Annotated in this window: 12 protein-coding genes; 6 read left to right on the top strand and 6 right to left on the bottom strand. The window is 70.8% G+C overall.

The window, feature by feature from the left end; all coding sequences use genetic code 11:
* Window positions 1–145 precede the first annotated feature (145 nt).
* The 3 genes from C5H89_RS05725 to C5H89_RS19090 all read left to right on the top strand — a co-directional run bounded on the left by C5H89_RS05725 (window position 146) and on the right by C5H89_RS19090 (window position 2,242).
* A complete protein-coding gene (locus tag C5H89_RS05725; RefSeq protein ID WP_162799224.1) occupies window positions 146–1,789 on the top strand; it encodes an alpha/beta-hydrolase family protein in 1,644 nt (547 codons plus the stop codon).
* A 94-nt stretch (window positions 1,790–1,883) separates the two neighbouring features.
* On the top strand, window positions 1,884–2,072 hold the full coding sequence (locus C5H89_RS19095) for a hypothetical protein (protein ID WP_205304878.1): 189 nt from the start codon (window positions 1,884–1,886) through the stop codon (window positions 2,070–2,072).
* Window positions 2,069–2,242 carry an NlpC/P60 family protein gene (locus tag C5H89_RS19090; RefSeq protein ID WP_205304877.1) on the top strand — a complete coding sequence of 58 codons (174 nt, stop codon included), beginning with the start codon at window positions 2,069–2,071 and terminating at the stop codon, window positions 2,240–2,242. The genes C5H89_RS19095 and C5H89_RS19090 overlap by 4 nt, the downstream gene beginning before the upstream one ends.
* A 1,174-nt stretch (window positions 2,243–3,416) precedes the next feature.
* Here the strand turns inward: C5H89_RS19090 and C5H89_RS05710 are convergent.
* Window positions 3,417–4,592: an acyl-CoA dehydrogenase family protein gene (locus tag C5H89_RS05710; protein WP_104106069.1), complete on the bottom strand. Its 1,176-nt coding sequence runs from the start codon at window positions 4,590–4,592 to the stop codon at window positions 3,417–3,419.
* Between the two features lie 85 nt (window positions 4,593–4,677).
* Between C5H89_RS05710 and C5H89_RS05705 the strand changes: the two genes are divergently transcribed.
* The 3 genes from C5H89_RS05705 to C5H89_RS05695 are packed head-to-tail and all read left to right on the top strand — an operon-like array spanning window position 4,678 to window position 6,623.
* Window positions 4,678–5,355 carry a TetR family transcriptional regulator gene (locus tag C5H89_RS05705; RefSeq protein ID WP_104106068.1) on the top strand — a complete coding sequence of 226 codons (678 nt, stop codon included), beginning with the start codon at window positions 4,678–4,680 and terminating at the stop codon, window positions 5,353–5,355.
* A gap of 54 nt (window positions 5,356–5,409) precedes the next feature.
* Window positions 5,410–5,829: a CoA-binding protein gene (locus C5H89_RS05700; RefSeq protein WP_205304876.1), complete on the top strand. Its 420-nt coding sequence runs from the start codon at window positions 5,410–5,412 to the stop codon at window positions 5,827–5,829.
* A 41-nt stretch (window positions 5,830–5,870) separates the two neighbouring features.
* Window positions 5,871–6,623: an alpha/beta hydrolase gene (locus C5H89_RS05695; protein ID WP_162799223.1), complete on the top strand. Its 753-nt coding sequence runs from the start codon at window positions 5,871–5,873 to the stop codon at window positions 6,621–6,623.
* A 3-nt stretch (window positions 6,624–6,626) separates the two neighbouring features.
* Here the strand turns inward: C5H89_RS05695 and C5H89_RS05690 are convergent, their stop codons facing one another.
* Genes C5H89_RS05690 through C5H89_RS05670 form a run of 5 tightly spaced genes read right to left on the bottom strand, consistent with a single transcriptional unit; the run spans window position 6,627 to window position 10,607 of the window.
* Window positions 6,627–7,073: an SRPBCC family protein gene (locus C5H89_RS05690; RefSeq protein WP_104106066.1), complete on the bottom strand. Its 447-nt coding sequence runs from the start codon at window positions 7,071–7,073 to the stop codon at window positions 6,627–6,629.
* A 10-nt stretch (window positions 7,074–7,083) separates the two neighbouring features.
* Complete coding sequence (locus C5H89_RS05685; RefSeq protein WP_162799222.1) at window positions 7,084–8,541, bottom strand: heparan-alpha-glucosaminide N-acetyltransferase domain-containing protein; 1,458 nt, start codon at window positions 8,539–8,541, stop codon at window positions 7,084–7,086.
* Between the two features lie 33 nt (window positions 8,542–8,574).
* Window positions 8,575–9,090, bottom strand: coding sequence for a 5-(carboxyamino)imidazole ribonucleotide mutase (gene purE, locus C5H89_RS05680; RefSeq protein ID WP_205304875.1), 516 nt, complete (start codon window positions 9,088–9,090; stop codon window positions 8,575–8,577).
* A gap of 7 nt (window positions 9,091–9,097) precedes the next feature.
* Window positions 9,098–10,258 (bottom strand): 5-(carboxyamino)imidazole ribonucleotide synthase, encoded by a 1,161-nt coding sequence (locus tag C5H89_RS05675; RefSeq protein WP_104106063.1) that lies wholly within the window; start codon window positions 10,256–10,258, stop codon window positions 9,098–9,100.
* A 22-nt stretch (window positions 10,259–10,280) separates the two neighbouring features.
* A complete protein-coding gene (locus C5H89_RS05670) occupies window positions 10,281–10,607 on the bottom strand; it encodes a winged helix-turn-helix domain-containing protein (protein WP_104106062.1) in 327 nt (108 codons plus the stop codon).
* Between the last annotated feature and the right edge of the window lie 119 nt (window positions 10,608–10,726).

The raw sequence follows: 10,726 nt of genomic DNA, 5'->3' as shown, positions 1-10,726 counted from the left end.
GACGGCCCGTCGTGGGGTTCCCCCACGGCGGGCCGTCGCTCGTCCGTGTCCAGGCTCAGACCTCGGACTGCACCCCGGCGAGCCGGGTGCTCGTGGCCGACCGCGGACGGGAGTAGTTTCTCGGTGAGGCGAGGAGGTGCGGCCGGTGACCTTCGACACACTCCTGCGCCGTCCGAGCCTGTTGGGCACGCTGCTGGCCGCGTGGTTCTTCGCCCAGTCCCTGGCACCGTCGCTGCTGGCCCGCTCGTGGCTCTTCCAGGGTGTGCTCAGCGGGGTCTCGGTGGCCCTGGGCTACGGGCTCGGGCTGGGCCTCACCCGGCTCGGCAAGCTCCTGCGGGTCCGCCGAGGCTGGGGAACCGCCCCGTTCGGGACCACCCTGGATCGGCGGGTCCGGCTGCTGGTCGCCGGGGGTGTCCTGGGGTACGTCGTCTGGGCGGTCTCGCGGGCCGTGGACCAGCACCGGTGGACCTGGGAGCGGCTGGGCTACGAACGATCGTCGTTCTGGTACGTCTACGGCGGCACGCTGATCCTGGCTGCGGGGGTCGCGCTGGTGTTCCTCGCCGTCGGGGCACTGTTGAAGCTCCTCTGGCTGCGGACCACGCGGCTGGGCGCCCGGATGCTGCCGACCTGGATCGCGGCGGGGCTGTCCCTGGTCCTGGTCGCGTGGGTGGTGTTGGCATCGCTGAACACCTTCGTGCTGCAGCGCACCCTGGACGGCCTCAACTCCGGCTTCGCGCTCAGTGACCTGGACACCGACGGGGACCCTGAGCCACCCGCCTCGCTGCTCCGATCGGGGGGCCCGGACTCCGCAGTGGCGTGGGACGAGGCCGGCCACGAGGGACGGCGCTTCCTCACCCGGGGGCCGAGCACCGACGAGCTCGCCGACTTCGCCACCGGCGCGGTCACCGAGCCGATCCGGGTCTACGTCGGTCGCGCCAGCGCCGAGACGGTCGCGGGGCGGGTCGAGCTGGCGATGGCGGAGCTGGACCGGTTCGGCGCCTTCGAGCGCAAGGCGCTGCTCGTGGTGCTCCCCACCGGCACCGGGTGGATCAACGAGCAGCTCGTGCAACCGGTGGAGTACTTCCACGACGGCGACGTCGCCGTCGTCACGGTGCAGTACTCCCACCTGCCCAGCCCGCTGGCGTTCGTCTCCGAGTCCGCGGCTGCGGGCGACACCGCGGTCGCCCTCATGGCGGCCGTCGAGGACCGGCTCGCCCGGTTGGACGGCGTACGGCCAGACCTCTACATCGCCGGGGAGAGCCTGGGCTCCTTCGGGGGCGCACAGGCGTTCGACTCGCTCGCCGACAGCGCCGCGCGGGTCGACGGCGCGGTCTGGGTGGGTCCGCCGGAGACCATGCACCTGCGCCGCGAGGCCGAGCGGGTACGACGGCCCGGGTCGCCCCAGGTGCGTCCCGTGGTGGGAGACGGCCGCACCTTCCGCTTCGTCAACCGGGAGAGCGACATCACCGCGGACCCCGCCCACTCCGTCTTCCTGCAGCAGGCCGACGACCCCATCGTGTGGTGGGACTGGGAGACCGCGCTCGACAGGCCGGACTGGCTGGAGGAGCCGCTTGACGCGGCCGTCAACCCCGCCATCAGCTGGACGCCGGTGACGACGTTCCTGCAGCTCGCGGTCGACATGGCGGTGAGCAACGACTTCGACGAGGACCACGGCCACCGCTACGGCACCCAGCCGCTGAGCGCCTGGTACGCCGTGGTCCAGCCTGTGGAGTGGACCCAGGCCGAGGTGGAGCGGCTGCGTGCTCGTCTGGCTGCGGTCTCTCGGTAGCCCCCTCCCGTCGGCTCCCCTCCACCTTTCTCCTGAACTCCGGCGGGGGGGCTGATGCACGTTCAGGTGACAGCAACCACCCGGAGGACCAGCGATGCCCTATAAGCACGTCAACTTTGAGCCAGACCTGCCACCGCTCGATGACACGATTGAGGCCACGCTCAACGCAGAGGAACGCGACGGCTGGCGCGTCATCGACGTCCACCACTACGAGGGCGGTCACATCAAGGTGCTGCTGCATTGCGAGCCGGTCAGCACGAGCGGCGAAGTCTGGAGCTTGTGAAGGACGACCTGATCTTCTTCGGCTACCCCGGCGCTGGCGGCCCGCACCACGTTGCGATCTACATCGGTGGCGAGCGGATCCTGCACGCGCCCCGAACCGGGGACGTCGTCCGCTACGGGACGAACTCCGAGTTTACGGGAGAAGTCATGACCGTTCGACGGCTCGCGTAGGACGTAACTTCTCCTTCACCAATGGATTCTGATTTACGACTCGCCGCGCCGTCGTGACCCAAAGTCCCTAGGATCCGGGGATGACTATGACTCGCACTCGCTACCGGCTATTCATGTCATGCATTGCCGTCGCCCTGGTATTAAACCTCTGGGGCATCGCGTCGGACCTGTCCGAAGACAGTCGCGGCACGTGGGGCACGCTCAGTCTGGGCTTGCGAGTGATCTCAGTCCTGCTCATGATCACCGGGCTTGGTTTGATGATGCGCGCGGAGCGACGAGGGCAGATCCAGGACTAAGCTCTGCCGCCTCGGCATACCCTGCTCGTCCGTGCGAGGGCGCCATCGCGCCGCTCGAACCGTCATGGCGGGGCAGACCCACTACCCGAAACAGCCGCCGCAGGCTGAGCCCGACAGATGAAAAGAGCAGGAGCAGCAGAATCGTGGGTGAACGTAACCGGGACTGCCCCCGGTCTGGTTGACACTCGGGGTTTGCAGTAGTCAGGCCGCTTCTGCGGCCGCGTAGATCATCTCACACTCGACAGGGGTGAGCTTGCCGAGGGCTCGTTGGCGACGACGGCGGCGCGCTCTACAAGATCATCGGCGCCTGCCGCGTCGAGTCCAGGCGCGTCGACCGACCAATACCGCTGCTTCCAACGTGACGTCATGGCGCGAGGTAGTTCAAGTCGTAGTCGGCGGCGACACCGGTCCAACCGGTGCCAAGGAACCCGGTGACCCGTTGGTCGATGCTGTGCCGGTCGTTTTACAGCCGGTCCGCTGCGGCCACGACGTCGGCTTGAGCCCTCGCGAATGATGCGTGCGTGAGATTGATCTGTCCCATAGAGGTCCCCCACCCCGAGCGTGTGGGTGCGCTATGCCCGCGACGCCTTGGTTCAAACGGCCCACTTCCCGCTTGGCCACTTTTCATCACTTTGGGTGAGGCCTGCTTTCCCGCCGCCGAGATGAGGCTGATCGGGCGCAGTCCCGACGACGAGGCGGGCGCCGTCGAGGCGAACGCTCTGTTCGTCGCCGACGACACGGCCGGCGTTCGCTCATCGCACGGCTCAACGAGACGCCCGTCCTCTGGACCGCTCCCCCGTTCCCGTCTTCGATGCACGGCGCCACGTCTACGGCACAATGGCTCCAACTTCGGAGGCTAGCTGCGGAGAAACCGCAGGTCAGAGCTCTGACTGCACCCCGGCCAGCAGCTGACGAGCCATCACGATCCGCTGCACCTGGTTGGTGCCCTCGTAGATCTGGGTGATCTTGGCGTCGCGCATCATCCGCTCCACCGGGTAGTCGCTGGTGAAGCCGTAGCCGCCGAGGACCTGGACGGCGTTGGTGGTGACCTCCATCGCCACGTCGGAGGCGAAGCACTTGGCCGCGGCGCCGAAGAAGGTCAGGTCGGAGTCGCCCCGCTCGGAGCGTCCGGCGGCCGCATAGGTCATCTGGCGCGCGGCCTCCACCCTCATGCCCATGTCGGCCAGCATGAACTGCAGCCCCTGGAACTCCGCGATGGACTTGCCGAACTGCTGGCGCTCCTTGGCGTACCCCAGCGCGTAGTCCAGGGCGCCCTGGGCCACGCCCACGGCCTGAGCGGCGATGGTGACCCGGGTGTGGTCCAAGGTCTTCATGGCGGTCGCGAAGCCGGTGCCCTCGGCCCCGATCATCCGGTCCGCAGGGATCCGCACGTTGTCGAAGTAGACCTCGCGGGTCGGGCTGCCCTTGATGCCGAGCTTCTTCTCCTTGGCACCGAAGGAGACACCGGCGTCGGACTTCTCGACCACGAAGGCCGAGATGCCGCGCGAGCGCTGCTCGGGGTCGGTGACCGCCATCACCGTGTAGTACTCGCTCTCCCCGGCGTTGGTGATCCAGCGCTTCACGCCGTTGAGCACCCAGGTGTCCCCGTCGCGCACCGCGCGCGTCTTCATGCCCAGCGCGTCGGATCCGGCGTCGGGCTCGGAGAGGCAGTAGGAGAAGCCGCCCTCACCCCGCGCCAGCCTGCCCAGGTACTTGGCCTTGAGCTCCTCGGACCCGGCGATCTGCACCGGGAGCGAGCCGAGCTTGTTGACCGCCGGGATGAGCGAGGAAGAGACGCAGGCGCGCGCCACCTCCTCGATCACCAGCACCGTGGCCAGCGCGTCGGCCCCGGCGCCGCCGTACTGCTCGGGCACGTGGGGGGCGTGGAAGTCCGCGGCGAACAGGGCGTCGGCCGCCTCCTGGGGGTATCTCGCCTGCTCGTCGACCTCCGCGGCGTACGGCGCGACCTTGGCGTCACAGACGGCCCGGACGGCCTCGCGGATCGCCTTGTGCTCCTCGGAGAGCTGGTACAGGTCGAAGTCAGGGTTGCTCATGGTCTCTTCTCTTGATCTGGTCTCATCACACGGCGGCACTCAATCCCGCTGATACGGTACTCAGTACCGTATCCGAGGAGACCACGTGGCCAGCAGCCGGCAGCGCCTGATCGAGGCGGCCTTCGCCCTCTTCGACGAGCGCGGGTTCGAGGAGACCACCGTCGAGGACGTCGCCGAGCGCGCCGGCGTCGGCCGCACGACGTTCTTCCGGGTCTTCAAGTCCAAGGAGGACGTGATCTTCCCCGATCACGCGGTTCTCCTCGCCGCAGTTCGCGACCGGCTCGCCACCGCCACTGACGCGACCGCGTCGGTGGCTGTCACCGAGGCGGCGCGACTGGTGCTGAAGCACCATCTCGCAGAGGGCGACCGAGCCAGGATCCGCTACCGCCTCACCCGGAGCGTTCCCACCCTGCGTGCCCGGGAGATCGCCAGTCAGCAGCAGTACCAGCGCACGTTCCGCGAGTTCGTGCACGACTGGCTGGGATCCGCACCCCACACGGCGCTCCGGGCTGAGCTGCTGGCCAACGCCGTGATCACCGCGCACAACCACGTGCTGCGGCGGTGGCTGCGGGACCAGATCGACGACGAGGCCGCCAACGCCGAGTTCGACGTGGCGATGGCGCACGTGGTGTCCCTGCACGGCGCCCAACCGGATGCCCCAGGTGAGCGCGAGGCCTCCCTGGTGGTGCTGCGCACCACGCGCCCCCTGGCCGAGATGCTGCCTGCGCTGCGCGAGATCGCCGGGCATCCGCTCCAGGACTGATCACGGCCTCACGGCGGTCGTGGAGGCTACCACGTCCCGCGCTAGGTTTCGCCCATGACCAAGACCCCGCCGTGGCTCGACCGCGCAAACATCGACTTCATGCTCGACGAGTGCGAGACCTGGGCTGTGGTGGGCCTGTCCGGGGACCCCTCCCGCACGGCGTACTCGATCGCGGCTCTGCTGGTCGAGCGGGGCAAGAAGATCGTGCCGATCCACCCCAGCGCGCCCACCGTGCTGGGCCAGCAGGGCTATGCCTCCCTGTCCGAGGTGCCCTTCGGCATCGACGTCGTCGACGTCTTCCGGCGCTCCGAGGCGGCTGGCCAGTTCGCCGACGAGGCCGTGGCAGTCGGGGCCAGAGGCGTGTGGTTCCAGCTCGGGGTCCTCGACGAGGCCGCCTTCGAGCGCACGACGGCTGCCGGCGTGCCGATGGTGATGGACACCTGCCCCGCGATCGAGTGGCGGCGACCTCGCTGAGGCGCTCGCGGCTCGTCCTGTGGGCGGCGATCGTCCTGGCCATGATGACGGTCGTCGGCGTGCTGGTGGGTCCACGCGCCTGGCAGTGGTGGGACAGCCGTCGGACGTTCGCTCCGGAGACCCCGTTGGCGCAGCAGTGTGACCATGTCCCCGACGGCGCCCGACGCGCCGTGCTGCGTGCCGAGGACGGGACGGCGCTGGGTGCGGCCCTGGTGGGTGACCCCGCCTCGCCCCTCGCGGTCGTGCTGCGCCAAGGGGCGTCGCAGACTCTGTGCGACTGGCTCCCGTGGGCCAGCGAGACCGCCGCCGCCACCGGTGCTCAGGTGCTGCTGTTCGACCGCCGGGGTCGCGGGTCTTCGCCCGCGGCAGCAGGACTCGCGCACGAGGCCGAAGACCTCGCCGGTGCCGTCGCAGGCCTTCGCGCAGACGGCGTCGAGGAGGTGGTGCTCGTCGCCTCCTCCATGGGCAACTCAGTGATGTTCTCCGCGCTGGCACTGCTCACCGAGCCGCCCTGCGCCATCGCCGCGATCTCGCCGGTCCTCGTGTCCCGCGATGGCTCCGGAACCGTCGACGGCTCCGACCCCGGCCCTCTGCCGCCGACCTGGGTGACCTGGGAGACGCGCAACGACGTGGTCTCCGGCAACGCAGCCACCCTGGTTGCGAGAGCGGGACTCCCGAGCCCCGTGCACCCGCTGCCGGTCGATACCGAGGACCACAGTCGTCAACTGGTCGCCAATCACCCCCGAGCCGCTGAATTCGTCCTCGAGGCCGTGCTCTCCTGCGCCGACCGCTAGTGGCTAGCCGCGCTGGCGGCGCTCCACCAGGTAGGCCAGCCGCCGCAGCGTCTCGGTGTTGCGCCACGCCAGCGTCGGCTGCCGCAGGGGCGAGGGCAGCAGCAGCGCCGGTCCGGCGGTGGCGTCCTCACGGATCACCACCTCCGTGGTGCCGGCGTCCCCGTCCGGGTGCATCTCGATCTCGACCCGGGCATCGCCCATCGGCCAGGCCCGGGCGCGCAGCACCAGCCGACTGCCCGGCACCGACTCCAGCACCTCGGTGCTGTCGTCGATCAGCAGCGGCCAGGCTCCGACCGAGTGGTGCAGCTGGGACCCGACCGCCGGCCAAGTGTCGTCCACGTCACGCATCCGTGAGGCGCCGACCACCCACAAGGGGTAGAGCCAGCCGTCCGCGAGCACCTTCCACACGTCCTCGGCGCTCCCCTTGAGAGTGCGGGTGTTGACACTCATCGTCGCGGCGTCAGCGTGAGGACTCGTTGGACTCTTCGGGGACGCCGTGCCGGGGCGGAGCGTCGGGACCCTGCGTCCCCTCGTCGGCCCGGTCCTCGCCCGAGGAATGGTCCGGCGCCCCCGCGACGGCGTCGCTGGGGTCGATCTCCTCTCCCGCGTGCGCCATGCTGGCGACCTCGGAGACCTGGCCCTGGGAATCGTCGTTCTTGCCTGTGTCCATACCCGGGACGTACCCCCGCTCCCCCACCTCATGCCCCCGTCTCGCCGATCGGGCGGGCAGAGCCCGCACGGCTGCGGCCGCGGCGCCGGCCACCGCACCGGCAGCCGACTCCAGTGGACCTCGGATGCCGCGGGCGGCGTACAGGGCTCCCACCGCCCCCAGCACCAGCACGTGGCTGCGGAAGCTCCCGGGCTCCTCAGCGGGCCACAGCAGCTCCGACCGCATCGCCACGTGCAGCGAGTACAGGGTCAGCGTGATGGTGCCGGCGCCGAAGAGGACGGCCAGCGCTCGCCGCCCGAGCACCGGCAGGGCGGCCGCGAGCAGCAGGCAGCCGCCGAGCACCAGCATCGCGCTCCCGGCGGTCTGCACGAGGTCGAACGGGGTCGCGCTGTGCGGCGCGCGCACCAGCAGCCAGGCCCAGCTCGAGTCCGGGGTGGTGCCGTACATCCCGGCGCGAAGCAGCTCCAGCAGCTCGGGACCACTGCTGGCCGAGCCCAACGGAGGCGGGTCCGCCAGCAGTGCCCGGGTCACGTCCTCCCGGCTGGTCAGCACGTCGGAGAGGGCGCTGGCCACCACCGCCAGGGCTGCGCCCAGCGCGGCCAGCCAGCCGGTCACCACCCGGTTGCGCAGGTCGAGGCGACCGATCGCCAGGCCCAGCAACAGGTAGGTCAGCCACGGCAGCGCCGGGTAGTAGCCGGTGAGCAGGAGCTCGGAGAGCAGCCCGCCAGGGTCGCGGAGCTGCTCGAAGGAGGGGCTGGCGTAGCCACGCTCAGGAAGCATCGGGCGCAGCCACTGCGAGGCGACCGGCGCCAGCACCGCCCAGCCGGCGGCCAGCAGGAACAGCCTCCGGGCACCCAGGCCCAGGAACGGCAACGCCAGCACGAACAGCACGGCGTAGTAGGTGAGGATGATCGCCAGTCCGCTGTCCAGGGCGGCGAGCATCAAGCCGAGCAGGCCCACCAGCAGCGCCCTGGCCACCAGTCCGGCCGACCGAGCCGCCCGCTCGCGACCCCGCACCGGGGTGCCGGCTCCGGTCAGCAGCGCGATGCTCACTCCCGCCAGGACCGCGAACAGGGCCGATGCCCGGCCGCCCGCCAGCGCGTGGGCGAGGGAGAGCTGCCCGTCGGCCTCGCGGGTCACCAGGACGTGGGTGGCCACCATCCCCAGCAGGGCGAGGCAGCGGGCCACGTCGACCCCGACGAGGCGGCTTTCCCCGAGGCGGTCCCGCGCAGCTCCGGACGGCTTCACCTGCAAGACGGTACCCAGGGTGGGGACGTGTGCCTAGAATCCGATCCGCGGACGGCGGGTCGCCGCGTCCCGGACCGCCTGGCCCTTGGCGTGGGCGCTCTCGGCCAGCGCGGCCTGGAACTCCACCAGGCGCTGCTGCAGCGCGGGGTCGGAGACGCCGAGGATCCGGGCGGCCAGGATGCCGGCGTTCCGGGCGTTGCCGATAGCCACCGTGGCGACCGGGATGCCGGCCGGCATCTGCACGATCGAGAGCAGCGAGTCCATGCCGTCGAGGTACTTCAGCGGCACCGGCACGCCGATCACGGGCAGCGGGGTGACCGAGGCGATCATCCCCGGCAGCGCCGCTGCACCACCGGCGCCGGCGATGAGGACCTTGGTGCCGCGTCCCGCGGCGTCGCGGCCGTAGTCGAGCATCTCCTGCGGCATCCGGTGCGCGGAGACCACGTCGGCCTCGAACGAGACCCCGAGCTCCTCTAGGACCTCGGCGGCGGCCTGCATCACCGGCCAGTCGGAGTCCGACCCCATCACGATGCCCACGTCCGCGCTCATGCTTGCCTCACTCACTCTCGTCACCCAGGTCCCCACGGAGCCAGGCAGCGGCATGGCGGGCCCGCTCCAGGCAGTCGGTGAGGTCGTCGCCGTATGCGTTGACGTGCCCGACCTTGCGTCCGGGGCGCCATTCCTTGCCGTAGAAGTGCACCCGCAGGTGAGGGTCGCGGGCCATCACGTGCGGTAGCCCGTCGTAGAGCCGGCCGGCGTCGTGCGGCCCGCCCAGGACGTTGACCATCACCGTCCACCTGGCACGCGGGGAGGGGGAACCCAGCGGCAGGTCCATCACCGCCCGCAGGTGGTTCTCGAACTGCGAGGTGACCGCGCCGTCCTGGGTCCAGTGCCCGGTGTTGTGCGGCCTCATCGCCAGCTCGTTGACCAGCACCCGGCCGTCGTGGGTCTCGAACAGCTCCACCGCCAGGATGCCGGTCACGTCCAGCGCCCCCGCGATGCTCAGGGCGATCCGCTGGGCCTGGCCCGCCAGCTCGGGGTCCAGGTCCGGCGCCGGGGCCACGACCTCGCTGCACACCCCGTCGACCTGGGTGGAGGCGACCACCGGGTAGGCGGCGGCCTGTCCGCTGGGCGAGCGTGCCACCAGCGCCGAGAGCTCTCGGCGGAAGTCCACCAGCTCCTCGGCCAGCACCTGGACGCCCGCGGCGCTCGCTGCCTCGAAGGCCTCACGGGCCCCGGCGGCGTCACGCACCACCCACACGCCCTTGCCGTCGTAGCCGCCGCGGGTGGTCTTGAGCACGCACGGGAAGCCGAACGCCGCCGCGTCGGCCACCGACTCCACCACCGCGTGGCGCGGGGAGGGCACTCCCAGCTCGTCGAGCCGGCGGCGCATCACCGCCTTGTCCTGGGCGTGCACCAGGGCCTCGGGCCCGGGGCGCACCGCCAGGCCGCCCTCAGCCAGCGCGTGCAGGTGCTCGGTGGGCACGTGCTCGTGGTCGAAGGTGACCACGGAGCAGCCCTGGGTGACGGAGCGGAGGGTGGCGAGGTCACGGTGGTCCCCGACCTGCTGGTCCACGATGACCTGGGCCGCGGAGACTCCCTCGGCCTCGGCGAGCAGCCGCAGCGGCAGACCCAGGGCGATGGCGGGCTGGGCCATCATGCGGGCGAGCTGGCCACCACCGATGACGGCCAGGACGGGAGCGAGCGGCGCGGGCACGGAACAGACCCTAGCCAGCCGGTCAGCCGTGGCTGGCGGCAGACCCCTCTGCGCCCGGCTCGAACCGCAGACCGCGGCCCCGGACCGTGCGGATCAGGGTGGGGTCGCGACTGTCGTCCCCCAGCTTGCGACGCACCCAGCCGAGGTGGACGTCGATGGTCTTGGAGGAGGTGTAGAAGGTGGCGCCCCAGACCTGTCGCATCAACTCGTCCCGGCTGACGATCTCACCGGCACGCGAGATCAGCGCGTGCATGAGGTCGAACTCCATGCGCGAGAGCACGATCTCCTCACCGGCGCGCCACACGCGACGCGCGACAGGGTCAACGAGCACGTCCTGGACCGCGATCACCCCCAGACGTTAAGGAGGATGCGGCGATCCCGCCGCCGAACGGCTCAGCTGGGGGGTCGTGGTCCAGACCACCTGTGCCCGGACGACGTCGCCGGTTCCCTGGTTCCGGAGCCGGTGGA

Source organism: Nocardioides sp. 616, assembly GCF_002930065.1.
Taxonomy (GTDB): domain Bacteria; phylum Actinomycetota; class Actinomycetes; order Propionibacteriales; family Nocardioidaceae; genus Nocardioides; species Nocardioides houyundeii.
This window is presented reverse-complemented; position numbering and strand designations above follow the sequence as displayed.